This is a genomic window from Microbacterium sp. EB106-03-03-XG65 (assembly GCF_058791955.1).
The window spans coordinates 492,784-518,349 of record NZ_JBYTEB010000001.1 but is presented as its reverse complement, the minus strand read 5'-3'; the positions used below and the strand labels follow the sequence as shown (position 1 = coordinate 518,349).

26 protein-coding genes and 1 tRNA gene are annotated in these 25,566 nt (G+C 67.9%); 11 read left to right on the top strand and 16 right to left on the bottom strand.

The window, feature by feature from the left end:
• Positions 1 to 7: 7 nt before the first annotated feature.
• From AC3WS6_RS02510 to AC3WS6_RS02490, 5 genes are all read left to right on the top strand, one after another.
• On the top strand, positions 8 to 1,399 hold the full coding sequence (locus tag AC3WS6_RS02510; RefSeq protein ID WP_492499491.1) for an MFS transporter: 1,392 nt from the start codon (positions 8 to 10) through the stop codon (positions 1,397 to 1,399).
• An 85-nt stretch (positions 1,400 to 1,484) separates the two neighbouring features.
• Positions 1,485 to 2,711: a D-mannonate dehydratase ManD gene (gene manD, locus AC3WS6_RS02505; RefSeq protein WP_492499490.1), complete on the top strand. Its 1,227-nt coding sequence runs from the start codon at positions 1,485 to 1,487 to the stop codon at positions 2,709 to 2,711.
• The gene (locus AC3WS6_RS02500; RefSeq protein ID WP_492499489.1) at positions 2,701 to 3,354 is read left to right on the top strand and encodes a bifunctional 4-hydroxy-2-oxoglutarate aldolase/2-dehydro-3-deoxy-phosphogluconate aldolase; all 654 of its coding nucleotides are present in this window, start codon (positions 2,701 to 2,703) and stop codon (positions 3,352 to 3,354) included. The genes manD and AC3WS6_RS02500 overlap by 11 nt, the downstream gene beginning before the upstream one ends.
• Positions 3,351 to 4,310: a sugar kinase gene (locus AC3WS6_RS02495; protein WP_492499488.1), complete on the top strand. Its 960-nt coding sequence runs from the start codon at positions 3,351 to 3,353 to the stop codon at positions 4,308 to 4,310. Before AC3WS6_RS02500 ends, AC3WS6_RS02495 begins: the two co-directional genes overlap by 4 nt.
• Before the next feature lie 40 nt (positions 4,311 to 4,350).
• Positions 4,351 to 5,118: a Pr6Pr family membrane protein gene (locus AC3WS6_RS02490; protein ID WP_492499487.1), complete on the top strand. Its 768-nt coding sequence runs from the start codon at positions 4,351 to 4,353 to the stop codon at positions 5,116 to 5,118.
• Here AC3WS6_RS02490 and arr read toward each other — a convergent pair.
• From arr to AC3WS6_RS02475, 3 genes are read right to left on the bottom strand one after another with little or no spacing between them, the layout of a single operon-like run.
• Positions 5,111 to 5,518 (bottom strand): NAD(+)--rifampin ADP-ribosyltransferase, encoded by a 408-nt coding sequence (gene arr, locus AC3WS6_RS02485; RefSeq protein ID WP_492499486.1) that lies wholly within the window; start codon positions 5,516 to 5,518, stop codon positions 5,111 to 5,113. The genes AC3WS6_RS02490 and arr overlap by 8 nt on opposite strands.
• A 48-nt stretch (positions 5,519 to 5,566) precedes the next feature.
• Complete coding sequence (locus tag AC3WS6_RS02480; RefSeq protein WP_492499485.1) at positions 5,567 to 5,815, bottom strand: hypothetical protein; 249 nt, start codon at positions 5,813 to 5,815, stop codon at positions 5,567 to 5,569.
• Positions 5,812 to 6,045 (bottom strand): hypothetical protein, encoded by a 234-nt coding sequence (locus AC3WS6_RS02475; RefSeq protein WP_492499484.1) that lies wholly within the window; start codon positions 6,043 to 6,045, stop codon positions 5,812 to 5,814. Before AC3WS6_RS02475 ends, AC3WS6_RS02480 begins: the two co-directional genes overlap by 4 nt.
• 377 nt (positions 6,046 to 6,422) lie before the next feature.
• Here AC3WS6_RS02475 and AC3WS6_RS02470 point away from each other — a divergent pair, with 377 nt between their 5' ends.
• Positions 6,423 to 7,412 (top strand): aldo/keto reductase, encoded by a 990-nt coding sequence (locus AC3WS6_RS02470; protein ID WP_492499483.1) that lies wholly within the window; start codon positions 6,423 to 6,425, stop codon positions 7,410 to 7,412.
• A 9-nt stretch (positions 7,413 to 7,421) separates the two neighbouring features.
• Here the strand turns inward: AC3WS6_RS02470 and AC3WS6_RS02465 are convergent, their stop codons facing one another.
• The 12 genes from AC3WS6_RS02465 to AC3WS6_RS02410 all read right to left on the bottom strand — a co-directional run bounded on the left by AC3WS6_RS02465 (position 7,422) and on the right by AC3WS6_RS02410 (position 20,558).
• On the bottom strand, positions 7,422 to 8,219 hold the full coding sequence (locus AC3WS6_RS02465) for a siderophore-interacting protein (RefSeq protein ID WP_492499482.1): 798 nt from the start codon (positions 8,217 to 8,219) through the stop codon (positions 7,422 to 7,424).
• A 47-nt stretch (positions 8,220 to 8,266) separates the two neighbouring features.
• Positions 8,267 to 8,794, bottom strand: coding sequence for a hypothetical protein (locus tag AC3WS6_RS02460; protein ID WP_492499481.1), 528 nt, complete (start codon positions 8,792 to 8,794; stop codon positions 8,267 to 8,269).
• A 63-nt stretch (positions 8,795 to 8,857) separates the two neighbouring features.
• Positions 8,858 to 9,703 (bottom strand): HpcH/HpaI aldolase/citrate lyase family protein, encoded by an 846-nt coding sequence (locus AC3WS6_RS02455; RefSeq protein ID WP_492499480.1) that lies wholly within the window; start codon positions 9,701 to 9,703, stop codon positions 8,858 to 8,860.
• Entirely contained in the window at positions 9,700 to 10,887 is a 1,188-nt protein-coding gene (locus AC3WS6_RS02450) for a CaiB/BaiF CoA transferase family protein (protein WP_492499479.1), read from the bottom strand. The genes AC3WS6_RS02455 and AC3WS6_RS02450 overlap by 4 nt, the downstream gene beginning before the upstream one ends.
• Positions 10,884 to 12,818, bottom strand: coding sequence for an SUMF1/EgtB/PvdO family nonheme iron enzyme (locus AC3WS6_RS02445; protein WP_492499478.1), 1,935 nt, complete (start codon positions 12,816 to 12,818; stop codon positions 10,884 to 10,886). Before AC3WS6_RS02445 ends, AC3WS6_RS02450 begins: the two co-directional genes overlap by 4 nt.
• Positions 12,815 to 13,747, bottom strand: a complete 933-nt coding sequence (locus AC3WS6_RS02440) for a ribokinase (RefSeq protein WP_492499477.1) — start codon at positions 13,745 to 13,747, stop codon at positions 12,815 to 12,817. Before AC3WS6_RS02440 ends, AC3WS6_RS02445 begins: the two co-directional genes overlap by 4 nt.
• A complete protein-coding gene (locus AC3WS6_RS02435; RefSeq protein WP_492499476.1) occupies positions 13,744 to 15,123 on the bottom strand; it encodes an ADP-ribosylglycohydrolase family protein in 1,380 nt (459 codons plus the stop codon). The genes AC3WS6_RS02440 and AC3WS6_RS02435 overlap by 4 nt, the downstream gene beginning before the upstream one ends.
• Entirely contained in the window at positions 15,120 to 16,295 is a 1,176-nt protein-coding gene (locus AC3WS6_RS02430) for an ADP-ribosylglycohydrolase family protein (RefSeq protein WP_492499475.1), read from the bottom strand. Before AC3WS6_RS02430 ends, AC3WS6_RS02435 begins: the two co-directional genes overlap by 4 nt.
• Before the next feature lie 64 nt (positions 16,296 to 16,359).
• Entirely contained in the window at positions 16,360 to 17,652 is a 1,293-nt protein-coding gene (locus tag AC3WS6_RS02425; protein WP_492499474.1) for an ABC transporter substrate-binding protein, read from the bottom strand.
• Between the two features lie 52 nt (positions 17,653 to 17,704).
• Entirely contained in the window at positions 17,705 to 18,544 is an 840-nt protein-coding gene (locus AC3WS6_RS02420) for a carbohydrate ABC transporter permease (RefSeq protein ID WP_492499473.1), read from the bottom strand.
• On the bottom strand, positions 18,541 to 19,488 hold the full coding sequence (locus AC3WS6_RS02415) for a carbohydrate ABC transporter permease (RefSeq protein WP_492499472.1): 948 nt from the start codon (positions 19,486 to 19,488) through the stop codon (positions 18,541 to 18,543). The genes AC3WS6_RS02420 and AC3WS6_RS02415 overlap by 4 nt, the downstream gene beginning before the upstream one ends.
• Entirely contained in the window at positions 19,485 to 20,558 is a 1,074-nt protein-coding gene (locus AC3WS6_RS02410) for a LacI family DNA-binding transcriptional regulator (RefSeq protein WP_492499471.1), read from the bottom strand. Before AC3WS6_RS02410 ends, AC3WS6_RS02415 begins: the two co-directional genes overlap by 4 nt.
• A 136-nt stretch (positions 20,559 to 20,694) precedes the next feature.
• Here AC3WS6_RS02410 and AC3WS6_RS02405 point away from each other — a divergent pair, with 136 nt between their 5' ends.
• Positions 20,695 to 21,105 (top strand): ribosomal maturation YjgA family protein, encoded by a 411-nt coding sequence (locus tag AC3WS6_RS02405; RefSeq protein ID WP_492499470.1) that lies wholly within the window; start codon positions 20,695 to 20,697, stop codon positions 21,103 to 21,105.
• 115 nt (positions 21,106 to 21,220) lie between these two features.
• Here the strand turns inward: AC3WS6_RS02405 and AC3WS6_RS02400 are convergent.
• Positions 21,221 to 21,303: transfer RNA gene (locus AC3WS6_RS02400), tRNA-Leu, on the bottom strand.
• A 316-nt stretch (positions 21,304 to 21,619) separates the two neighbouring features.
• On the opposite strand from AC3WS6_RS02400, the gene AC3WS6_RS02395 reads away from it, so the two are divergent.
• The 4 genes from AC3WS6_RS02395 to AC3WS6_RS02380 are packed head-to-tail and all read left to right on the top strand — an operon-like array spanning position 21,620 to position 25,566.
• On the top strand, positions 21,620 to 22,348 hold the full coding sequence (locus AC3WS6_RS02395) for an FHA domain-containing protein (RefSeq protein WP_492499469.1): 729 nt from the start codon (positions 21,620 to 21,622) through the stop codon (positions 22,346 to 22,348).
• A complete protein-coding gene (locus AC3WS6_RS02390) occupies positions 22,345 to 22,872 on the top strand; it encodes an FHA domain-containing protein FhaB/FipA (protein WP_492499468.1) in 528 nt (175 codons plus the stop codon). Before AC3WS6_RS02395 ends, AC3WS6_RS02390 begins: the two co-directional genes overlap by 4 nt.
• A 7-nt stretch (positions 22,873 to 22,879) precedes the next feature.
• Positions 22,880 to 24,184 carry a PP2C family protein-serine/threonine phosphatase gene (locus AC3WS6_RS02385; protein ID WP_492499467.1) on the top strand — a complete coding sequence of 435 codons (1,305 nt, stop codon included), beginning with the start codon at positions 22,880 to 22,882 and terminating at the stop codon, positions 24,182 to 24,184.
• Complete coding sequence (locus AC3WS6_RS02380) at positions 24,181 to 25,566, top strand: FtsW/RodA/SpoVE family cell cycle protein (RefSeq protein WP_492499466.1); 1,386 nt, start codon at positions 24,181 to 24,183, stop codon at positions 25,564 to 25,566. The genes AC3WS6_RS02385 and AC3WS6_RS02380 overlap by 4 nt, the downstream gene beginning before the upstream one ends.

Sequence of the window (25,566 nt, the reverse complement as noted above, 5' to 3'; positions counted from 1 at the left end):
ACCTCCCATGTCAGAACCGCAGACGACGGCCACGGCCGCCGATCCCACCGCGAAGAGGTCGGTGAAAGACCTCGTGCGCGCCGCCATCTCGGGATGGCTCGGCACGGCGCTCGAGTTCATGGACTACCAGCTCTACTCGCTGGCGGCCGCCCTGGTGTTCGCCGACCTGTTCTTCTCGTCCGAGAACCCGGCCGTGGCCGTGGTCGCCGCGATGGCCACCTACGGCGTCGGCTATGTCGCCCGTCCGGTGGGCGCCTTCTTCTTCGCCCGCCTGGGTGACAAGACCGGCCGCACGAAGGTGCTGTTCTACACGATCCTGCTGATGGGTCTCGCGACCACCCTCATCGGATTCCTGCCCACGTACGACCAGGTGGGCGTGCTCGCGCCGATCCTGCTCGTGCTGCTGCGCATCGCACAGGGCTTCGGCGCAGGAGCCGAGATCTCGGGTGCGGGCGTCATGCTCGCCGAGTACGCCCCCGCCAAGCGCCGAGGCATCATCGCCTCGCTCGTCGCACTGGGCACGAACTGCGGAACCCTGCTCGCCTCGGGCATCTGGGCGATCCTGCTCGTCGCGTACAGCGAAGACGAGGTCATCGCCTGGGCGTGGCGCATCCCGTTCATCGCCAGCGCCGTCATCATGCTCTTCGCGATCTGGGTGCGCTTCAACCTCAAGGAGACCCCGGTCTTCGAAGAGCGCGACGACGTCGTCGACGGCAAGGCGCTCTCGCGTGAAGAGGTCGTGAAGCTCGCCACCGAGACCAACGACATCCGCACGCTCGAGGCGATGAACCGCAAGCCCTGGAAGGCGTTCTCGATCGCGCTCCTGCTGCGCTTCGGCCAGGCCGGCAACTCGGGGATGATCCAGACCTACCTGATCAGCTACATCACCGTCGTGCTGCTGCTCGACCGCTCGATCGGCGTCAACGCCGTGATCGTCTCGTCTCTCGTCGCCTTCATCACCGTGCCGCTCTCGGGCTGGCTCGGCGACCGCTTCGGCCGCAAGCGCATGTACATGGTGTGGGCGGTCATCGCGCTCATCGTCATCGTCCCGACGATGCTCATGATCAGCAGCAAGGACACCCTGCAGGTCTTCGTCGGCTACGTGGTGCTGCACAACCTCGCGGTGATGAGCTTCGCCTCGCTCGAGAACCTCACGCTCCCCGAGCTGTTCGGATCGCGCAACCGTTACACGTTCACGGCCATGGCTCGCGAGATCGCGGCGATCGTCGCGACCGGCGCCGGCCCCGTCATCGCCGCAGCCTGGGTGTCGGCCGTCACCGGCTCGTTCATCCCGATCATCATCATGCTGTTCGTGTTCACGCTGTGCGCGCTCATCGCCTCGATCTGGATGCCGGAGGTCGCCGGTCGCGACCTGACCGACCCGCGCGACGCGATCTGATCGCCCCGCACATCACGACCCGGGGTGCGGACGCCCGAACGTCCGCACCCCCACACCTCATTCCGCACCTCCAGGAGAGAACGACATGACCATCGAGATCGTCGACGTCAACATCACCAGCCCGGGACGCAACTTCGTCACGCTCAAGATCACGACCTCCGACGGCATCGTCGGCCTGGGCGACGCCACGCTGAACGGGCGCGAGCTCGCCGTCGCGTCGTACCTCTCCGACCACGTCGCCTCGATGCTGATCGGTCGCGATGAGGACCGCATCGAAGACACCTGGCAGTACCTCTACCGCGGCCCGTACTGGCGTCGCGGTCCCGTCACCATGGCCGCGATCGCCGCGGTCGACATGGCGCTGTGGGACATCAAGGCCAAGAAGGCCGGGATGCCGCTGTACCAGCTGCTCGGCGGTGCCAGCCGCGAAGGCGTCCGCGTCTACGCGCATGCCTCGGGCACCGACTACGCCGCCCTGAAGAACGCGATCACCGGCTACGAAGAGCTCGGCTTCACCGCCGTCCGCGTGCAGACCGGCGTTCCGGGACTCGGCCAGATCTACGGCGTCTCGGCTGCAGGCCCGGGCGTGCGCTACGACTACGAGCCCGCCAAGCGCTCGGGTGACCGCCCCAGCGAAGAGACCTGGGACACCCGCAACTACCTCAACCACATGCCCGGGATCTTCTCGCAGATCCGCGAGGACTTCGGCACCGACCTCCGCATCCTGCACGACGGACACCACCGGATGTCGCCGATCGAGGCCGCGCGCTTCGCGAAGGACATCGAGCCCTACGACCTGTTCTGGCTCGAGGACTGCACCCCCGGAGAAGATCAGACCGCGCTGCGGCTCGTGCGTCAGCACTCGACGACCCCGCTCGCGATCGGCGAGGTCTTCAACTCGGTGTTCGACTACCAGACCCTCATCACCGAGCGCCTGATCGACTACGTGCGCTCGGCGGTCACCCACACCGGTGGGATCACGGCCATGAAGAAGCTGCTCGACTTCGCCGCGATCTACGGCATCAAGTCCGGCATCCACGGGCCGACCGACATCTCGCCGGTCGGAATGGCCGCGGCGCTGCACCTCGACCTGGCGATCCACAACTTCGGCATCCAGGAGTACATGCCGCACAACGAGCAGACGCTCGAGGTGTTCCAGACGTCCTTCACGTTCGACAAGGGCTTCCTGCACCCCGGCGACAAGCCCGGACTCGGCGTCGACCTCGATGAGGATGCCGCGGCCGGCCACGAGTACACCAAGGCGTATCTGCCGGTGAACCGTCTGCTCGACGGGACCGTCCATGACTGGTGAGGCACGCCGGGTCGCCCTGCCGCAGCGCACGGTCGACTCGCGTCTGATCGTCGTCGCCCGCGCGAAGCGGGCGGAGGACTATGACGCCGTGCTCGACGTGCTGGTGGATGCCGGCATCCGCAGCGTCGAGCTGACGCTGACCACGCCCGGCACGTTCGAGCACTTCCCCCACCTGGCCGCACGGTTCGGCGACACGATCGACCTCGGCATCGGCACGGTCACGAACACGGTCGACCTGGCACGGGCGATCGAGGTGGGCGCGGCCTACATCGTGACCCCGATCACCTCGACCGACTTCGTGGCGCAGGCGACGGATGCCGGTGTGCCGATCGTCCCGGGCGGACTCACCCCGACCGAGCTGTTCGCCTCGTGGGCTGCGGGCGCCTCAGCGGTCAAGGTGTTCCCCGCAGGTCAGGTGGGTCCGTCGTACCTCAAGGATCTGCGCGGACCGTTCCCCGATCTCGTCGCTGTGCCCTCGGGCGGCGTCGACCTGGCCGGTGCCGAAGCCTGGCTGCGTGCCGGTGCGGTCGCGGTGAGCGTGGGAGGACCGCTGCTCGGCGACGCGTTCGCCGGCGGTGACCTGCATGCCCTGCGGGAGCGCGCCGCGTCATTCGTCGACGTCTGCGCGCGGAGCGCCGAGTGACCACCTCGTCGCCGTCCGTCGTCACGCTCGGAGAGACGATGGCGCTCGTGCGCACAACCGAGATCGGCTCGCTGCGCCACGCGAATTCGCTGGCGTTCGGCATCGGCGGCGCCGAGAGCAACGTCGCGATCGGGCTGGCGCGCCTCGGCGTCGCGGCCTCGTGGCTGGGTCGCGTCGGCGACGACTCCCTCGGCGAGCGCATCGCCCGAGAGATCCGCGGCGACGGCGTGCAGGCACATGCCGTGATCGATGCCCAAGCCCGCACGGGTCTGATGGTCAAGGAGCGCCCGTCGACGGCATCCACGGCCGTGCACTACTACCGCGCGGGGTCGGCCGGCTCACGACTGCATCCGGACGATCTTCCGCAGGGGTGGGTCGAGTCGGCTTCCCTGCTGCACATCACGGGCATCACCCCCCTGCTCTCGGCGACCGCGCGGGATGCTGTGCACTCCGCCGTCGATCGAGCGCGCGCATCCGGCGTGATCGTCAGCTTCGACATCAACTACCGGTCGGCGCTCGCTCCCGCATCGGCCGCCGAGCCGGTGCTGCGGCAGCTCGCCGAGCGTGCGGACATCGTGTTCGGCGGCGAGGAGGAGTTCGCGATCCTCTATCCGCGCACCTCCATCGCGGATGCGGCGGCACGACTGCGTGACGCCGGGTGCGCGACGACCGTCGTCAAGCTCGGTGCGGCGGGAGCTGCCGTGATCACCGCCGACTCCGTGGTCGAGGCATCCGGTTTCGCGATCGATCCGGTCGACACGGTGGGGGCGGGCGATGCGTTCGTGGGCGGTTACCTCAGCGGGCTCCTCGCGGGGCTCGAGACCGAGGCGATCCTGCAGCGGGCGAACGCCTGCGGGGCCATGGCGTGCCTCGTTCCCGGCGACTGGGAGGCGGCCCCCACTCGCCGCGAGCTCGATCTGTTCATGAACCGGGATTCCGATCCTGTCCGTCGCTGATCCGGCGCGGACGCCACCTCAGGACGCGTAGCCTCGAAGTATGTCGAAAGCCGCTGTATCGCCGTCCGCGGCTTCCACCCTCACTCCCCCCGAGACGCCGCGCGCATCACTGTTCGCGCACGCCGCCATCGACGCGCGACCGATCGCGCTCGCCTACCGTGTCATCGCGCTCGGGATCATCCTCACCGGCATCGTGCGCCATTCCGACATCCTGACCGGACACCCGTCATGGACGACGCTGCTGTTCTACACGATGCTCAGCAACCTGCTCTGTCTCGCCTGGATGCTGATCCTCGTCGTCCGAACCACCCGCGATCTGCGGCATCGCGGCCGGTCAGGCACATCGACGCCGAGCGCACGGCTCAGTGGCGCGGTGATGATGGCGATCACCGTGACGATGCTCATCTACCTGATCGTGCTCGTGCCGGCGCGCTTCGCCGACGGTGACGCCGACATCTTCTCGCTCACCGACAACCTCATCCACATCATCACTCCCGTGCTGATGATCGTCGACTGGCTGCTCTTCGTGCCCAAGGGCGCGTTCCGGTGGATCGACCCCGTACTGTGGACGCTCCTGCCCTATACCTACCTGGTGTGGGCGTTCGTGTACGGCTCTCTCGGCGGTGAGTTCACGCCCGGCCAGCGGTACCCGTATCCGTTCATGGACGTCGATGCATTGGGCGTCCTCGGAGTCACCCAGTGGGTCGTGGCCCTCACCGTGGCGCTCATCGCCGTCGGCCTGATCTTCGTCTCGATCGACCGTGCGCTCGGCGCACTCTCGCGCCGCAGGACGCACGCCGTCAGTTGATGATCTCTCCGCGTTCTTCGCGGATCACCGCCAGGCGCTCCTGCCACGCGGCGAGCGCTTCAGGCGCGAGGCGAGTCCAGTCCTGCACCTCGCGCACCACGCGCACGGGTGCACTGCTGCGGTAGGAACGGGTCGGGTTTCCGGGGAACTTCTTGTCGGTGACATTCGGATCGTTCTCGAACTCGCCCGTCGCCTCGACCTCGTAGACACGCGGCTCGCGATCGCCCGGGGCGAGCTCCGCCGCGAGGCCTGCGCCATCGACCAGGGCCGTGAAATAGATGTGGTTCATCACGATCTCGGGTCGATAGTTCGACGCGAATCCCGGCGTGAGCAGATCGCCGGGGCCCAGATCAGCCTTCGTGCCGTGGAAGAACGGGCCGGCGTCGAGTGCATCGCTCACGCGCAGCATCCTACGCCGGCCCGCTCGCGGCGCTCCAGCACCGTGGCGTCAGTCCGCGCGGCGCGGCCCCACACCCGGCTCGTCGTTGTGGACCGACTGTTCGGTGTCGACTCCCTCGGTGTTCTCATCCCACGAATCCGGCTCCACCCGTACCGCTTCGGCGGGCCCGGAATCGGCACCGCCACCACCGGCCGGGATGTCCTGCACCAGATGCGGATCCTCCGCCCCCCGTTCCTTCATCTGCTCGGCGATGCGTTCCTGGGCATCGCTCGTGTCGGGTCCGACGCCGCCACTCACTCGGTGCCGTCCCTCAGGTCGCGAGGTGCGTCACCGGATGCGCCCGACTCGTCTGCCAGATCGAGGTCGCCCTGGCCGTCTTCGCCCAGCTCGGCCTCGAGCGGATCTTCGCCCTGCGTCTCGGGCTCATCCGTGTCGGTGGGAAACGTGCCGTCCGTGAAGTCGTCGACGGGCGGAACGCCCGGCACCTCCGGCGGCAGGCTGTTCGCGAATGCATCGATGTTCGTCATGGTGCCTCCTCATTCGTGTCCGAGGCCCTCATGATCCTCCGGATCCACGCCGAACGCAGGGTGGTTGACAGCTCCGTTCAACCGGTGCAGGATCACGGCGCTCGGCTCGGTCACGGAGGAACGAGGTGACGGAGTCCCCACGACTCCGCCACCTCGATACGCGACCGCTCGGGGCTCCCCCCGGAGCACCCGTGCCGTTCACACGGCGACTCGAGAGCAGGTCACGAGCCCGATCTCTCATCGCCATTGATCAGGACGTGGATTCGCGCCTTTCATGACGCGCACGACGAAAGGACTCGCAGACGCGCCCTGACCGCGTGAGAGCATCGACATGACGCGCCTCGACGCTCACACCCCGCTACATGAGGAGACAACGGATGCTCGACATCGACGACAGCGTGCGGCTCGGCCGCTCCGGGCTGAAGATCTCGAAGATCGTGCTCGGATGCATGAGCTTCGGCGCCTCCGATCGCGGGGCGCACGGATGGACCCTCGACGAGGACGCGAGTCGTCCTCTCATCAGACGGGCCCTCGAGGCCGGGATCACCACGTTCGACACCGCCGACGTGTACTCCGACGGAACCAGCGAGGAGTTCGTCGGGCGTGCACTCGCCGACTTCGCGCGGCGCGATGAGATCGTCATCGCGACCAAGGTGCACGGACGTATGGGCCCCGGCGCCAATCAGGCCGGGCTCAGTCGTGCGCACATCCTGTCCGGCATCGAGGCGAGCCTGAGGCGCCTCGGCACCGATCACGTCGATCTCTATCAGATCCATCGATGGGACCCCGAGACGCCCATCGAAGAGACCATGGAGGCGCTGCACGACGTCGTGCGATCCGGCAAGGCCCGGTACATCGGAGCATCGTCGATGTGGGCCTGGCAGTTCGCGAAGGCGCAGCATGTGGCCGCGCAGAACGGATGGACTCCCTTCGTCTCGATGCAGGACCAGTACAACCTGCTGCAGCGCGAGGAGGAGCGAGAGATGCACCCCTTCTGCCTCGACTCGGGTGTCGGCGTGCTGCCCTGGTCGCCTCTGGCCCGCGGCAGGCTCACGCGCGACTGGGACGAGACGACGGCGCGCACCGAGACGGATGCTTTCGGCAAGACGCTCTACCGTCGCGAGGAGGATTCGAACCGGGCGATCGTCGATGCCGTCGCGCATGTCGCTGCGGACCGCGGGGTCTCCCGGGCGCAGATCGCTCTCGCCTGGGTGGCTCACCAGTCGGCCGTCACCGCTCCGATCGTCGGTGCGACGAAGGCGGCGCACATCGACGACGCCGTCGCATCCGCCGGCATCCGCCTCGAGGAATCCGAGATCGCCGCGCTCGAGAGCGCATACACGCCGCGAGAGCCCGAAGGCTTCTGAGGCCGGCCCCTACTCGATCTGCCCGATCGGCTCCCGCTTCTCGGCCTGGAACTGATCCTCTGCGCGCCCGCGCGCCCAGTACGCCGAGATCGAGAGGCGCTCGCGCGGCACGTCGTGCTCCTCGAGCAGTGCACGGACCGCCTTGATCGTTCCGCGCTCTCCGTGAGCGAAGACACCCGGGTGGCCCTCTCTCCACTCGAGGCTCGCGACGATCGACAGGAGCTCGTCGTCCGTCTGCGTCCAGTGCACCAGCACACCCGCCGGAACCTCGGGCAGGATGCGGTCGGCAGGATCCATGATCGACAGCACGATGTGCCCGATGGCGTCCGGGGAGAAGGCTTCGACGGCCGACGAGATCGCGGGCAGAGCGGTGTGGTCGCCGATCAGCAGATGCCACGGAGCCGACGGATCAGGGGCGTAGCCGCCACCCGCTCCACTGACGACGAGAGTGTCCCCGGGCTGCGCGCTGCGCGCCCAGGGCCCTGCCACCCCCTCATCGCCATGCACCACGAAGTCGATCACCAGTCGCTGCCGCGCGGCATCCGCGGCTCGCACCGTGTACGTGCGCCGGGTCGGGAGCTTCTCGGGGCTCTCGGCGCGCAGCTGCGCGAGGTCGTACGGCGGCGTGAGGCCGTGACTCGGGTCGGCGAACAGGACCTTCACGTACTTGTCGGTCGAGGTGTTGTCGGTGAACGCCGTGTAGCCGTCTCCGCCCGCGGTGATGCGGATCAGGTCGGGGCTGATCTGCTCGACCTCCTGCACAGTGAGTACTGCCTGGCTGGGCGCCGTGCGGGGCTGGTCTGTCATCGCGTCTCCTGACGTGGGGGAATGGCGTCCCGTCCAGTCTGCCGTGGTCAGCTTCGGGAGGGGTCGGTTCTGACGTGCGCGATCGCCCTCACCATCTCTGCAGCGCGATCGCTGCGGAGCACACGCAACCGGCCCTTGGTCAGAGTCAGCCGCACCGCGGGCCCCGCGGACCAGAGCAGATACTGCTCCGTGCCGACGAGCCGCCAGCCCCACCCGCGCGAATCGCTGAAGTCGACGTCGATGATGTCGACGCCCTCGATCACGTCCAGGGATATATGCATGATGCGGAATGGATCGAGATACGCATCGACATGGGTGTCAGTGACCACCACGGTCGCTCGACGCGTGAGGAGCAGGACCACCGCGATCACGACCATGACGGTCGACACCAGCAACAGCACCACGATGCCGGCGTTCAGCTTGTCGGGTTGCGCGATCAGCTCGGGGATCGCCAACCACATGACGAAGGTCAGCAGCGCGAGAGTGACGATGCCGAGGACGACCATCCACCTCGGGCCGACGCTCCGTTCGCGGAAGATATGGGCGGAACCCGCCGCGCCGACCGACTCGTTCATGCGCGCACCGCCCCTCTCGTCGAACAGGTCGATGCTAGGCCATCCTGGAGTGACCGTGGGCTGTCAGCGGTCGCCGGCGGCGATGATCCGTTCGGCGGCTCGCACCATCGCCACGTCGATGAACGTGCCGTCTTCGAGCGCGAAGGCACCGGTGCCGTCGGCAGCTGCGGAGCTCACCCGCTCGATGATCCGCCGAGCTCGGGCGATCTCGTCGGCATCCGGAGTGAAGACACCACGGATCACCGGGAGCTGTCGAGGATGGACCGCGGTCCTCCCGGAGAATCCCAGCGCTCGACCGGCCCGACAACTCGCTTCCAATCCCTCGAGGTCAGCGATATCGGCATACACCGCCATGAGCGGGGCGGGCAGCCCGGCGGCCGCGGCCGCGTTGACGATCCGACTGCGCGACCAGGCGAGGCCGGGTTCGCCCTCCGGCCCGGCCGGCACGCCGAGCTCGGCTCGCAGATCGGCTTCGCCGGTGGCGATCGCGGCCACACCCGACCCGGCGATGTCGAATGCACGCTCAATCGAGATCGCCGATTCGAGGAGCGCGTGCACGTCGCGACCGGGCAGAGCAGCGCGCACGGCGGCGACGTCCTCGGGTGACTGGATCTTAGCGACACGCACACCGAACTCCACCGGCAGAGACGCCACTGCGTCGAGGTCTGCCGCATGCTCCGAAGAGCCCCGGGCGTTGATGCGCACCTGCACGGCAGGTGCTCCCTCGCCGCGACCCTCCCAGATCGCAGCGAAGTCGGCCAGCGCCGCCCGAGCCTCGGCCTTGCGTGACGTCGCCACGGCATCCTCGAGGTCGACGATGATCGCATCTGCGCCCGCGTCGAGCGCCTTCTCGAATCGCTCCGGACGATCGGCCGGCGCGTAGAGTGCGGTGATGATCGTGGCGCTCATCCGATGCTCCCGTTCTCGCGAAGGGCCGCGGTCTCCTCCGCCGTATAGCCGAGGTCGCGCAGTACCGCATCCGTGTCCGCGCCATGCGCGCGTCCCGTGAAGGCGATGCTCGCATCATCCCGCGACAGACGGAACAACGGGCCCTGCATGGCGATCTCCCCGAGATCCTCGTCGTGGATGCGATGTATCGTGCCGAGCGCGTTGAACTGCGGATCGGCGACGATGTCAGCGGGGTCGTAGATGGGGGCGACCGCGGCCTCCGCCGCCTCGAACGCCGCCACGACCTCCTCGCGGGAGTGTCGAGCGATCCATCCGCCGACCGCATCGTCGAGCAGATCGGCATGCTCCGCCCGAGCGGCGCCGGATGAGAACCATGGCTCCTCCGCCAACTCCGGGCGCCCGACCAGCGTGACGACGCGCTCTGCGATCGACTGGGCGCTCGTCGAGACCGCCACCCAGGATCCATCCGCCGTGCGATAGGCATTGCGAGGCGCGTTGTTGACGGATCGATTGCCTGTGCGAGGCTGCGCGGTGCCGAGCTGATCCCAGCGCGTGATCTGCGGGCCCAGCATGGCCAGTATCGGTTCGATGATCGCGACATCGACCTCTTGGCCCACACCCTCGCGCTCCCGCGAGTGCAGGGCGACCATGATCGCATACGCCGTCGCGAGAGAGGCGACGCCGTCGGCGAGGCCGAACGGAGGCAGCGTCGGTGGCCCGTCGGGTTCGCCCGTCGACGACGCGAACCCGCTCATCGCCTCAGCGAGAGTGCCGAAACCGGGTCGTCGCCGATAGGGGCCGATCTGTCCGAACCCGGTCACGCGAGCAAGCACGAGTCCTGGATTCTGCGCCGAGAGGGTCGCGTAGTCGAGACCCCAGCGCTCGAGAGTTCCGGGGCGGAAGTTCTCGATCACGACATCTGCCGTGCGTGTCAGTCGCAGGAAGGCCTCTCGTCCGCCATCGGTGTGCAGATCGATGGCGACGGTTCTCTTGTTGCGCCCGAGAGTCTTCCACCAGAGGTTCTGGCCGTCCTTGCTCGGGCCGTGGCCACGTGCCGGATCCGGACGATTCGGGTGCTCGACCTTCACGACGTCGGCGCCCATGTCGCCCAGGTGCATCGCCGCCATCGGACCGGCGAACAACGTCGACGCATCCACGACCTTCACGCCCTCCAGCGGACTCATCCGCCGACCTCGCGGCAGACACGGAATCCGATCGACGGCGATGCGTCGTGCCCGAGGCCGGGAAGCAGCAGTTTCGCGCTGAACTCGGCAGGCTTCACGCCGCCGTCGAAGTACCAGTCCGACCCCTCGCTGCGATGCGCACTGCCGCCTTTCAGCATGACGAAACGCGTGCGGCCGTCGGAATGCTCCGATTCGGTCCAGTTCCACACCTCGGGAACACGCCGAACGAACCCGGGCAAGGACGCGGCGAGCTGCCATTCGTCTTCGCTGGGCAGTCGGCCGCCTGACCACGCCGCGTACTCGCGTGCACGAGAGAAGGTCACATTCGTCGCGGGGCGCTCGGGATCGCGGTCATCGGTACTCTCCCCGATGGCGTCGAGGAACAGGGCGTACTCGGCCTCGCTCACCTCGGCCGCCGCCACCTGCACGGATGCGGTCAGCGACACCGAACGCTCGAGGGTCCGTTGATCGTGCAGCCGCGGAGGGAGGGGCTTCCATTCGTCGACATACGGGGCGCCGTCGTACATGCCCGTCTCACGCATGCGGTACCGCACGGTCAGGGTGTGCTCGCCTGCCGGCACCATGACGAACGGACCAGGCGCCGCACTCGCGGATGCCGATGCCGTGGAGTTCTGCGGCGCCGCGAGTCGACGCACGCGCCGATGCGGGAACGACGCGTCGCGCTCCGCCGCCTGCCCGACGAGCGCGGCCCGCACCGCGTCGATCTCCTCGCAGGAAGCAGCCCCGGGTGCCTCCCTCACCGCGGCCGCGATTCCCCCTGCGGGAACCACGATCTGTGCGGACATCTCCTGAGCATGAAGCGGCGTCCACTCACCGTCTCCCTCGAAGGCGACATCGGCGTCCGACGTGTTCGCGAGCACGAGCAGCGTGACGCCGTCGAGCTCGAAGGTCGACCCGGCGAGGGGGCCGTCGACGACCGCCAGCGGAGTCCACTCCCCGTCGACGAGCCAGCGATGCAGGCCGCGTTGCACCGGGAGCATCCGGCGCAGAGTCGCCGCATCCCGAGCGTTCCAGCCCACCCAGGCGCCGAAGACCACCTCCCACACCATGACTCCCACGCCGTTGAGCCAGGAAGAGCGGAGCTCCGCTGCATGATCCCGGTGCCATCGTCGAATGTGGTGCTGCATGTGGCGTCTTTCGAACCAGTGGGCCCGCAGCACTCCCGGGATCTCGGAGTCCGCGAACCACTGCGCCCAGGAGAGCGTGTGATCCGCGATCCGCTCGGTCGCCAGCTTCGACTCACCCTCGAGCCCGATCCCCGGGCGCACGTCGTCGAGGGCTGCGACGAGTTCGGGATCCGCCTTCTTCAGAGTGTCGAGGAACACCCCGTCAGCGCCGAGACGACGAACAGTCTCGGCCAGCTCGACCGCATCCTCCCCCGACCGTCGAGTGCCGGTGTCCCAGGGGTTGTAGTCGACGAAGACGGCGATCCCCATCGCCCGCACGGCGGCCGCTGCCGCGGCGAGTTCCGGTACGTCGTAGAAGTCCCACTGATTGCGATCGTCGATGCCGATCACCGGGTACGCATGCCAGAGCACGATGCCGTCCAGGCCGCCGAATCGCTTCCTGGCGTCCTCCACGAATACTTCGGGGGTGAATCGCTGCGCGGCGAAATCGAAGAAGAGCTCATCCCACAGCCAGACCTGCGCGACCGTGAAGCATCTGCTCGCCCACTGCGAGGCGGGATCTTCGTATCGACGGGGTTCGCCATGACGGTTTCGTGCTCCGCTGCGCCAGGCCTCGAGCTGGGCGCGCCACTGCGGGATGTCGGTGGGATCGGTCGGTGCCGCGAAGATCTTCGCATCGTCGAGGGCTCGGGCGGCTTCGCCGTCGGTCAGATCCACGTCAAGAGGCACCGGTGCGGGCAGATCGAGCTCGCGCGGGTGCAGCGGATCGAATCCGGAGCTCATGCGTTCTCCTTCTTGAGAAAGGCCGACACCTCGGCGGCGGTGGGGACCGCTTCCTGTGCGCCGCGACGTGTGACGGCCAGTGCGGCCGCGGCGGCACCGGCCCGCGCGGCGTGAACGAGCAGTGCGATGTCGACCTCATCGGGGATGCGGCCCGAAGCATCGAGGGTCGCGGCGAACACGCCGCAGAACGTGTCGCCGGCGCCGGTCGTGTCGACAGCCTCCGCGACGAAAGCGGGGACCTCCGCCCGGTCCCCCGCGCACACGACGGTCGCACCGTGGCGACCGCGGGTGATCACCAGCGCCCGCACACGTTCGGACAGGTCGGCGACGACGGCGTCCAGGTCGCCGCCTCCCGCGATGTCGACCGCCTCGTGTTCGTTGACGATGAGCACATCGGCGGTGCCGAGCAGGTCGCCGCGCGCTGCCACCAGCGGGGCCGACGGTGCCGCATTGAGCAGGTGCCACGCATCCGCATGTCGTGCGGCTGCCGCCTCCTCGACGAGCGAGAGCGGAACCTCCAGCTGCGTGAGCAGCACACGAGATCGCGCGACCACCGAACGCTGCACATCCGTGAGCGTGATCCTCGCCGCGTTCGCTCCTGGCACGACCACGATCGCGTTTTCGGCGTGGGCATCGACTGAGATCAGCGCGATGCCGCTCGGGCCGTCGACCTGCAGCATGCCCGAGACGTCGATGCCGTCGGCCACGAGGCCCGCCCGAAGGTTCGCGCCATCGGAATCTCCGCCCACGGCTCCGACGAAGGCCACCTCGGCGGAGCCTGCGCGTCGGGCGGCCACGGCCTGATTGGCGCCTTTACCGCCCCCCGAGCGCGACAGCGTCGAGGCCAGCACCGTCTCGCCAGGAGCGGGGATGCGCTCGACGTGAGCGACGACGTCCTGATTGACGCTGCCGACGATGACGACACTCATCTGCTGCCTCCTGCGGTGGGCTTCGCGAGCCGCAGCGTGCGCTCAGCGAGCTCGGTGATCGATCTGTCGGCGCCGCCGGGCATCGAGGTCGAGATCCGGTCGCGCAGCGGAGCGGTCCAGGCTTCACCGATGCCACCCGCCCCCACGAGCCCGCCGACGACCGACCCGACGGTGGCTCCGACCGAATCGGTGTCCCAGCCGCCGGCGACGGCCAGCGCCACAGCAGCTCCGAAATCGTCGCCATACGCCTGCAGAGCGCAGGCGGCGAGCGCGGCGTTGTTGAGGGTGTGCACCCAGTGCATGCCCTCGAACTCGGCGTGCAGGCGATCGAGCGCCGCCGCCTCGGTGAGGGTGCCGTCCGCGATCCCGCGGCCGAGGGCACGCCCCACCTCCACGGCGGCGGCGAGCCGCGATCGGGGCGGTACGACCGCATCCGCGGCATCGAGAACCTCGTCGAGGGATGCCGCGACAAGCGACGCCGAACAGAGCGCCGCGGCCCACATCTCGCCGTAGATGCCGTTGCGCGAGTGGCTGAGCCGGGCATCGATCCACGCCGACGCCGCTGCGGCACGCACATCGCCGGGGTGCGCCCATCCGTGCACGTCGGCGCGGATCAGGGCTCCGATCCATTCGCGGAAGGGGTTCCCGTGCGTCGCCGTCTCTGGCACGGGGCGTGCCTCGAGGATGTTCCGGTACGCGGCGCGCTCGGCGGTGAACACCCGTCCCGCCGGGAGGGCTGCGAGCCACGCCTGCGCGACGTCGTCCGTCGTCAGAGCCGATCCGTGCGTCTCGATCAGGTCGAGCGCGAGGATCGGGAAGTTGAGATCGTCGTCCTCCGGCATCCCGTCGATGTTCTCGAGGAGCGAGGTCGGGGCCGATCGTCTGTTCCAGGGCCACCGATCGGCGACCTCGTCAGCGAGTCCGACCGCCGTGAAGTACCGTCGGATCGGCCAGTTCCCTGTCGATCGTGCGATCTCCTCGATGCCCTCCCGAGGGATCTTCTCGACAGGTTTGCCGAGAAGGCAGCCGGCAGACCTGCCGAGCCACGCGCCGTGCACGCGTTCGAAGGTCGCGGCGGTTCCGGATGGAGAGCTCGCCGGAGGAAGCAGCGCCAGAATCCGCTCCCACTCGTCCGGTTCCTCGGCGCTCGGAACCTGCAGGCTCTGCAGCTCGTCCAGCACCGTGCGCGCCAGCGCACGCACCTCAGGCGACGCTGATTCGGCACTCGCGCCCGACGGCGCCAACACGGTCGAGCCTCCTGCTTCGGCCCAGCGCTGCTCGATCGGGGCGAGCACGCGCTCCTCCACGCCCTGCTCACGCAAGGCGGCGAACTCGGCGGCCACGAGGTCCTCCGGCTGCGACCAGGTGAGTCTCACGCCGCGTCCTCCCGAGCCAGCATCTCGGTGAGTGCAGCGGCCCGCCGTGCTGCCCGCTCCGCATCGTCATGGGTGATGTCGCGAACCGCATCCGTCATCGCTGAGACGACTCCGTCGAGGTCGAGCCTGCTCGCGCTCGTCACGCCCTCGACCCACTCGCTCGGTACGGCTGTGATGCCGTGCAGACCGCCGCAGATCGCCCCCGCCATCGTCGCGATCGAATCCGAGTCCCGACCGTAGTTGACCGCATCGAGCACTGCCGCGCGCAGGTCGCCCTCACGAGCCATGACGAATCCGAGTGCCACCGGAAGCTCTTCGATCGACTTGGTGCGCGATGGCAGCCGAGCATCCATGGCGGGCGCGCGGTAATGATCGCCCACGGTGTCGAAGGGCGCGACGGCAGCTCGCACCACGCGAGCGAGGTCCCGCGGGTCATCCGAGCCGCCGGCCGCGGTGAACGCGTCGACCGCGTCGAAGACGGCCCGGATCGCTGCGGCTGTACCGTCATGGGCGACCTCGAGCACGGCGGCGCGCACGTCGGCGAGGGTCGCAGAAGGAGCGGCAGCGGCGGCGACAGCAGCGGCGAACACGCCAGCCGCCTCACGGCCGTAGGACGACTGATGCGCACCCGCGATGTCGATCGCCTCGTCGTAGGCCCCGCGCGGGTCTCCGATGTGCACGAGTCCCACCGGGGCCATGTACATGGTCGCCCCGCAGTTCACGATGTTGCCGACGCCGGCCTCACGCGGATCCGCGTGCCCGTAGTGGAGCTTCGCCACGATCCACTTCTCGGCCAGGAACACTCGCTGAAGGATCAGCGCGTGGTCCTCGAGCTCCGGCACCCAGCGCCGTTCGCCGATCATCAGCGGCACGAGGTCACCGGCCACGTCGTAGGCGTCGAGGTGCCGGCGCCGCTTGGTGTAGACCTCCACCAGCGCATGCGTCATGAGGGTGTCATCCGTCACGTGGCCATCACCCTTGTGATACGGCGCTATCGGTCGGGCCGTCTTCCAATCGGAGAGGAACGGGCCGACGATTCCTTCGACCCGGCCGCCGTGACGCTCTTCGATCTGCTCGGGAGTCCACCCCTCGGTGGCTCCGCCCAGAGCGTCTCCTACGGCGGCGCCGGCAAGCACTCCGGCCACTCGGTCGTGCAACACGAACATTCCCATTCCTTACTTCTCGGTTGTCGGATTGCGACGGGGGCGCACCGCTGGTCCGCCCCCGTCGGGGTGATCAGCCGGCGATGTCCGCCCAGCCGTCGGAGAGCTGCGTCGCGAGCTGCTCGCTCGTGATCTGGTCGGCCAGATACTGCTGGAACGCCGGGGTGGCGATCGTGTCCTTCCATTCGGTGTACTTCTCCACCTTGAGGAAGGGGGGTCCGACGAGTCCTTCGCCGGATGCCAACACCTGAGTCCACGCCGGGTTGTCGGCGGCGAGCTTCTCGACCTCGGCTCTGGCACTCTCCGACGAGGGGATCAGTGCGTCGGCGTACGCGATCGCCGCGAGGTTGTCGGCTTCCATGAAGAAGTTGAGGAAGTCCGCGGACTCCTCGACATGCTCCGAATCGACGTTCACCGAGTAGGTCTGAGGATTCGCGGCCTGGATCGCGCCTTCCGATCCCTCGAGCGGAGGCAGCGCGACCCAGTTGAACCCGTCCGGAGCGTCGTTGGCGATGTTCGTCGCCTGGAACGAGCCTTGAACGGTCATTGCCAGCTTCCCGCCGTAGAACGACGCCAGCACGTCGGAGCCCGACTGCGTGAGCGACGTCGGCTGAATCGACTTGTCGGTGTAGGCCATCTCATGGATCAGCTCGGGGACCGCGAGCTCGTCGTCTCCGACCTCGATGGATGCGTCGGAGCCCTCTCCCTCGAAGAACCCGCCGTCGAAGCCCAGCGAAAGGCTCATCATCGTGGCGGTCGGCGAGGCGAGACCCCATCCCAGCCCGTACGTGTCGCCGGCAGTGGTCACGGCGGCGATCTCCTGCAGCTGCTCCCAGGTCATCGTGTCGCCGCTGGGGATCTCAACCCCTGCGGCCTTGAGCAGATCGGCATTGGCGAACACCATGTAGGACTGCAGCGTCGAGGGGTAGGCGATGATCTCACCGTCCTGGGTCACGGAGTCCCAGATGCCCTCGGAGATGTCGGACTTGAGGTCATCATCGATGTAGTCGCTGAGATCGGCGAGGTAGCCGTCGGCGGCGAACGAGACGATCGAGCTCGCCTCGTAGTGGATGATGTCCGGCGCCGTCCCGCCGGTGAACTGCGTGATGAGCTTGTCAAACGTGCCGTCCCAGCCCGCCTGCACGATCTCGACCTGAACGTCTTCGTTCTCGGTGTTCCAGTCGTCGACGATCGACTTCACCGCAGCCTGCGTCGCGGGCTGGTCCGACAGAGACTGGAACTGCAGCGTGACGACGCCGTCTTCGCTGTTCGACCCGTTGCTCGCGCTGCCTTGCTGACAGCCGCTCAGGGCGAGGATGGCGACGCCCGCGAAAGCGATGGCGCCGATGCCTCGGATGCTGTTCATGTTGCTCGCCTTTCTCCTGTGATCTGTTCTCGGTGGGTGTGAAGGGACTGGATCAGCCCTTGACTGCGCCGGCGAGCATTCCGCCGGTGAGCTTCTTCTGCAGGATGCTGAAGATGATGAGCGACGGGATCGTCGCCAGGATCGCGCCGGCCGCCAGCGGGCCGAGCTGGGTCTGACCCTCGGCTCCGAGGAACGAGCGCAACGCGATCGGAAGCGTGTAGAGCTCAGGGCTCTGCAGCAGCACCAGGGCGAGGAAGAACTCGTTCCACGCCGAGACGAAGGTGAACATCGCCGTCGCGACGAGTCCCGGGGCGAGGAGCGGAAGGATGATCGTGCGCAGGATCGTGAAGCGGGAGGCGCCGTCCATCTCACCCGCTTCTTCGAGCTCCGTCGGAATCGCCGCGACATACCCCTGCAGCATCCAGAGCGTGAACGGCAGCGTGAAGGTGACGTACACGAGGATCAGACCGAAGAGCGTGTCGTTCAGGTTGATCGAACGGAGCACGAGGAACAGCGGGATGATGATCAGGATCGACGGGAACACCTGACTCGTGAGGATCCAGACGGTTCCTGTGGCACGCAGCTTGCCCTTGAGGCGCGCGAGCGCGTACGCCATCGGCATCGACAGCAGGACGGTGATCACCATGGTCGCGATCGAGACCATGAGCGAGTTCCCCGCCGCCGACAGCAGATTCTGCCGTTCGAGGGCGGAGGCGTAGTTGCTGAAGTCCCAGGTGGACGGCAGCAGGTTCACCGCGAGCGAGTTCAGCTCGCTCGACGACTTGAACGACGCCGACAGCAGCCACAGCAACGGGAAACCGAGGAACAGCAGGAAGGCGGCGAGCGCGACGTACATGAGCAGTGTCGCGTACCAGGGGCGCCGGGCGGTCATGCGCGGGCTCCCTTGTTCTGGCGGAACTGGTTGATCAGGTACAGGGAGAGGATCAACATGATCGCGATCACGAGCACGTCGCCCATCGCCGACGCGTAGCCGATCTCGCGGTTGCGGAAGGCTTCGAGGTAGGTGAACAGCGGCGGGATCATGGTTCGCCCGCCGGGACCTCCCTCGGTGAGCACGTAGATCAGGCCGAAGGAGTTGAACTGCCAGATGAAGTCGAGTGCGGTGACAGCGATGATAACGGGTCGCAGTGCGGGAAGCGTGATGTGCCAGAAGCGACGGAAGGCTCCCGCACCGTCGACCGCGGCGGCCTCGTGCTGCTCCGCCGAGATCGACTGCATGCCGGCGAGCAGCAGCACGGTGGTCTGCGGAATCCCCGCCCAGACGCCGACGACGATGACCGCGGGGAGGCCTGTCGAGAAATCGCCCAGCCAGTTCACGCCGGGGATGCCGACAGCTTCCAGGGCGCCGTTCAGTGGGCCGGAGTTGGGGTTGTAGATCATGCGCCACACGATCGCGATGACGACCGGCGGCATCGCCCAGGGGATCAGGGCGAGAACGCGTGTCAGACCCTTGAGCCTGAGATCGCTGTTGAGCAGCAGTGCCAGACCCATCGCACAGATCAGGGTCAGGAGCGCGACGGATGCCGCCCAGACGATCCCGATTCCGAATGACCCCCAGAAGCGGTGATCTCCGAGCAGTTCGATGAAGTTGCCCAGACCGATGAAGTTGATCTCTGCGTTGCGCTTGAGTGTCGCGTCCGTGAATCCGAGTGCCACACCGCTGACCAGCGGGATGACGGAGAACACGATGATGGGCAGAAGCGCCGGAATGACGAGTGCGATCGCCTCTCGCCGCTGAGCGCGTGTGCGATGTCCGACCTTCTTCGTCGCCGCCGGAGCCGGCGTCGTCTTCTCTCTGGCCGCGGTCGACGTCATCCGGCCGCCCTCCCTTCCTCGAACGCGTCGGCTTGCGGATCGTGATCGAACGCAGGAGTGCGGTGCGACTGCGCAAGGCCCCGTGACGAGGAACCCCTGATCACGAGAGACGGAGCGACCGTCACGGTGTGCGCTGCGCGCGCGGGCTCGTTGATCCGAGCGAGCAGCAGTTCGGCCGCGACACGGCCACGCTCTTCCGCTCCGAGGTCGACGCTCGTGAGCCCCGGCCGCACGACGCTCGCCAGCTCCGTGTTGTCGATGCCGGTGACAGCGATATCTCCCGGGATCGTCAGTCCGAGGTCTTCGGCGGCACGGAGCGCTCCGATGGCGATCAGGTCGTTGGCCGCCACGATCGCGTCGGGCCGCTGACCGTGCTGCAGGAGTTCGCGCGCGGCGGTGTAACCCGCGGCGATGGTGAAGTCGCCGGTGTCGACGTTGCGCGTCGACACCGATGGGTGCTCGCCGGCCGCAGCCGCGAATCCGTCTCGACGGAACGCACCCGGTGTCGTGTCCGTAGGGCCGTTCAGGAAGGCGATGTCGTGGCGTCCTTCGGCGACGAGGTGGTCGACGACCAGACGCATTGCCGTGATCGAGTCGGCGCGAACCGTGTCGAGCCGTGCATCGCCCGGGAGGCGACCGAGCACGACCACGGGAACAGGGGTGTCCTCCAGCGCGGCGATCAGTTCATCCGTGACGCGGAGCGGCGAGAGGATCATGCCGTCCACGTACCCGCGACTCAGATCGCGCACGACGTCGAGCGACGACGAGGTGGTTCCGGTCGACGAGAGCACCAGGCGATACCCGGAAGAACTGACGACCCGCTCGATCTCGGTCATCATCTCGACGTACACGGGGTTGCCGATGTCGGCGACGGCGTATGCCAGCTGGTTCGTGCGCCCCAGCTTGAGCGATCGGGCGGTGGCATCCGCCACGTATCCGAGTTCGGCGGCCGCCTCCCTCACCTTGGCGATCGTCTCGGCACTCGCGATCATGCCGTTCAGTGCACGAGACGCGGATGCGACCGAGACGCCGGCCTGGGCGGCGACCTGCGTGATGGTGACTCGAGCCAAAGCGCTCTCCCTTGAGTGCTGTAAACGTTTCCAACGACAGTACGACTGTCTCACTGGAATCGTTTACTGTCAAGCGATCATGTCAGCGACCATGCCGGGCCGCAGATGTCGCAGCCTTCCGACTTAGGGTGAACGGATGCACCCTCCGTCGTCCCGTGATTCAGGCGCCGCCGCTCGCCGACGGCATCTGCTCGTGGCTGCGGCCCTCGTGATCGCAGCCGGTCTGGCCACGCATCTTCTGGGATCCGGGCCCTTCGCCGACCGCGCCGGTGACGCCCTGTACGCCGTCATGATCTACCTCGTGATCGCCGTCGTGCTCCCGCGGGCGAACGTCGTCGCCGTCGGTATGAGCGCCGTGGCTCTCTGCGCGCTGATCGAGATGTTCCAGCTCACGGGACTGCCCGCGCTGTGGGCACAGAGCTTCTGGCCCGTGCGACTCGTGCTGGGGGTCGGCTTCGATCCAGGCGACCTGGTGGCCTATGCGGTGGGAGGCGCCACGGCCGCTGCGGCCGACTTCCTCATCGGTCGACGCCGCTCGCGGGGTTGATGCGCGCATGCAGCGCAGCATCCGGCGGCATCCGCAGACATCCCCGGCGGCATCCGCAGATAAAGAAGAAGGCCCGGACTCCTGAACGGAACCGGGCCTTCTGACAAATCCTCTGTGCGCGAGGGGGGACTCGAACCCCCACGTCCTTGCGAACACTGGCACCTGAAGCCAGCGCGTCTACCATTCCGCCACTCGCGCGAGTGTCTCGTTCCGAAGAAGTCAACTTTGCGAGGATATCACGCGTTCCGCCCGGGGATGAAACCGGCGCCATGCCGTGACGGGCGGTGATCTCCCTGTCGGGCGGCGGGTGCCGCGCGATGACTCCGCCCGACGGGTGGATCACCGCCCGACACGGTGAACACCCCCGACGCCCGACACTCCGCCCGACACCCCCACGACACCCCTGCCGCACCCCCGAACCCCGCCAAGACGCCGGGAAACACGGCCCTCGACGGCGTATACCCAGAACACCTGGCTACGATGTCCCTACCGGTCGGCATGCCAGAGGAGCCCAGTGGGACTACTTGACAGCTTTGAGAAGGGTCTCGAGCGCGCTGTGAACAGCGCCTTCGCGAAGACCTTCCGCAGCGGCATCCAGCCCGTGGAGATCGCCTCGGCCTTGCGCCGCGAGGCCGACACCAACGCGGCTGTGGTGAGCCGCGACCGCATCATCGCGCCCAACAGCTATGTCGTGCGCCTCAGCACCGACGATGCCGAGCGCATGCGCGGTCTGGGCGGAGCCCTGACGGACGAGCTGCACGCGCTGCTCACGAAGCACGGCAAATCCCAGGGCTACAGCTTCGCCGGCCCCCTCTCGATCTCGCTCGAAGCCGACGACAAGATCGCCACGGGCACCGTGAACGTGACCTCTGGCACCGTCGAGGGGCGGGTGAACTGGCAGGCCGTGATCGACGTCGACGGACGCCGCCACCCCATCACCCGCGCCCGCACGGTGATCGGCCGGGGCACGGATGCCGACATCACGATCTCGGATGCCGGATCCAGTCGCAAGCACGTCGAGGTGCTGTGGGACGGCGAGCGCGCCATGATGCGCGATCTCGGTTCCACGAACGGCACGAAGGTCAACGGCGAGAAGGTGCGCGAGTCATCGCTCACCAGCGACACGACCATCACGATCGGCCGCACCGATCTCGTCTTCCGCGTCGTCCCCGTCCCCACGCCGGCGCGCCCGCCGCGTCCGCGTGACGACGACGCGACCCGTGCGTTCGGAGCCATCTCGTGACCACGCCCAGTGAGCTCGTCCTGCTCCTGCTGCGCATCGGGTTCCTCCTGCTGCTGTGGTTCTTCGTCTTCGCCGTCGTCTATTCGCTGCGCGCCGACCTGTTCGGCATGAAGGTGCGCAAGGTCCCCGCCGACGGAGATGCCGCCGCAGCTCCTGCGCCGTCCACTCCCCCGGCCCCCGCGCGTCCTGCGGCTTCCAAGCCCGTGACGACGGGCCCCGCGACCATCGCCACCGCGAAGAGGCTGGTCATCACCTCGGGCCCCAAGGCCGGCCTCGAGCTGGCGCTCGGCTCGGAGACGCTGACGATCGGCCGCTCGAGCGACTCCGCCCTCGTGATCCGCGACGACTACACGTCGAGTCACCATGCGCGTCTGCTGCTGCGGGGAGACAGCTGGGCGATTCAGGACCTCGACTCGACCAACGGCACGTTCGTCGCCGGCCAGCGCGTGAGCGGAAACCCCGTCTCCCTCTCGCTCGGCACACCCGTCAAGGTGGGCGCCACGACCTTCGAGCTGCGAGCCTGACCCCGGCATGGTCTTCGAGGGCTCGAGCGCCGCGATCTCCCACACCGGGAAGGTCCGCTCCAACAACCAGGACTCCGGATACTCCGGAGCCAACCTGTTCGTCGTGGCCGACGGCATGGGCGGGCACGCCGGAGGAGATGTCGCCTCGAGCATCGCGATCCACCGGATGCAGCCGCTCGACCAGCCGTATTCGACGGTCGACGACGCGCAGGCCTCGCTGCAGGCGGCCGCCACCACCGCTGCCGGCGATCTGATCCGCGCCGCCAAGGACCGCCCGGAACTCGCCGGCCTGGGCACCACGCTCAGCGCGATCATCATGGTCGACGACTACGCCGTGATCGGCCACATCGGCGACTCGCGCATCTATCTCTATCGCGACGACGCGGTCACGCAGATCACCGCCGACCACACCTTCGTGCAGCGACTCGTCGACTCGGGCCGCATCACGCCCGAAGAGGCCCGCTACCACCCGCGCCGCTCCGTGCTCATGCGCGTTCTCAGCGACATGGACGCCGATCCCGAACTCGACATGTTCGTGATGCACACGCAGCCGGGCGACCGCTGGCTGCTGTGCTCGGACGGGCTCTCGGGTGTCGTCGACGAGGCGCACATCCTCAAGGCGATGCGCCTCGGTCTGGCCCCCGGCCGCACTGCCGACAACCTGCTCAAGCAGGCACTCGACGGCGGCGCCCCCGACAACGTCACGATCGTGCTCGTCGACGTCGGTGGTCAGCACGCGATGCACTCGGGCACCGCGACGATCGTCGGATCCGCCTCGAACCCCGAGAACATCACCGTGCCGCCGGTGCGCGCCCCGCGCAGCAGCTGGCTGCATCCGGTGCGGCAGGCGGCGAACGAGCCCAGCCACTTCGAACCCGCGCCCGAATACCTCGAAGAGCTCATCGAAGAGGATCGGCGGCGTGCCCGTCGGCGTCGACTGGGCTGGATCGCCGGGATGCTGGTGGTACTGGCAGCACTCGCGTTCGCCGCCTTCGCCGCGTACAGCTGGACCCAGACCCGCTATTTCGTGGGCGCCGATGAGGACAGCGTCGTGATCTACCAGGGCGTGCAGCAGAACATCGGCCCGATCGTGCTCTCGACGCCGCTGCAGGACACCGACATCCTGCTCGCCGACCTTCCGCCGTACCAGCGCGATTCCGTGGAGCGCACGATCACCGCCCGCTCGCTGTCGGATGCCGAGGCGATCGTGGCGCGACTGCGGCCGGCAGAGGAACTCCCCAGCGACGACCCGACGCCGTTGCCCACACCTGTGCCGACGCCTTCCCCCGAGCCGACGGAGGGAGCGGGATGAGCACCGATGTCTCGGCCGACACCAGCGTCATCAAGGCCCTCAAGAAGATGCGAATGCCGCAGACGCAGCGCAACCGCGAGTTCTGGCTGCTGCTCTTCGCCGTCGCGATCAGCGGGGCCTCGCTCACGCTCGTGCAGCTGGGCGCGCTCGGCCTGATCGACCCGATGATCCTCGCGATCGGCGGCGGCCTCGCCGTGCTCGCGTTCGCGCTGCATTTCGTGCTGCGCGCGGTGGCCTCGGATGCCGACCCGTTCGTGCTGCCGATCGCGACGCTGCTGACGGGTCTCGGCATCTCGATGATCTACCGCATCGACATCGCGGAATCGCTCACGGGGTGGAACGCGTACTCGACCAAGCAGCTCGCGTGGACGGCCATCTCCCTCGCCGGCGCCATCACCGTGGTGATCCTGCTGCGCAACTATCGCGTGCTGTTCCGCTACACCTACATCTTCGGCCTCTCCGGCATCCTGCTGCTCCTTCTGCCCTTCGTTCCGGGTCTGCGCATCCCCGACGCCAACGCCCAGGTGTGGGTCTCGCTCGGCGGCATGTTCGCCTTCCAGCCGGGTGAGCTCGCGAAGATCTGCCTGGCGATCTTCTTCGCCGGCTACCTGGTGCGCACGCGCGAGAGCCTCACCTCGGTGGGCACGCGGTTCCTCGGCATCACCTGGCCGCGCATGCGCGAACTCGGTCCGGTGCTCGTCGTATGGGCGATCTCGCTCGGCATCATCGTCATCCAGCGCGACCTCGGCACCGGAACGCTCATCTTCGGCATGTTCGTCGCAATGCTCTACGTGGCCACCGGCAAGACCAGCTGGGTGCTCATCGGCCTCGCCCTGGTCGCAGCGGGTGTCGCCGTCGCGACCCAGATCCTCAGCTACGTGCGCGGCCGCTTCATCAACTGGCTCTTCCTGTTCGACCCCTCGCAGGTCGACCCCGAGGCTGCCGGATTCCAGCCGATGCAGGGCCTGTTCGGGCTCGCGCACGGCGGTCTGCTGGGCACCGGCTGGGGTCAGGGCCGCCCCGACGTCACGCCGCTCGCGCACAGCGACTACATCATCACCAGCCTCGGCGAGGAGATCGGTCTGATCGGCCTGTTCGCGATCCTCTGCCTGTACATGGTGTTCATCAGCCGCGGCATCCGCATCGGACTCGCCGGGCAGGACGACTTCGGAAAGCTCCTGGCGACCGGCCTGTCGTTCACCATCGCGCTGCAGGTGTTCATCATGGTCGGCGGCGTCACCCGGGTGATCCCGCTGACCGGTCTCACCACCCCGTTCCTCGCCGCCGGCGGATCGTCACTCGTGGCGAACTGGCTGATCGTCGCGATCCTGCTGCGCATCTCCGATGGCGTCCGCCGCCAACCGAGGACGGTGATCGGCTGA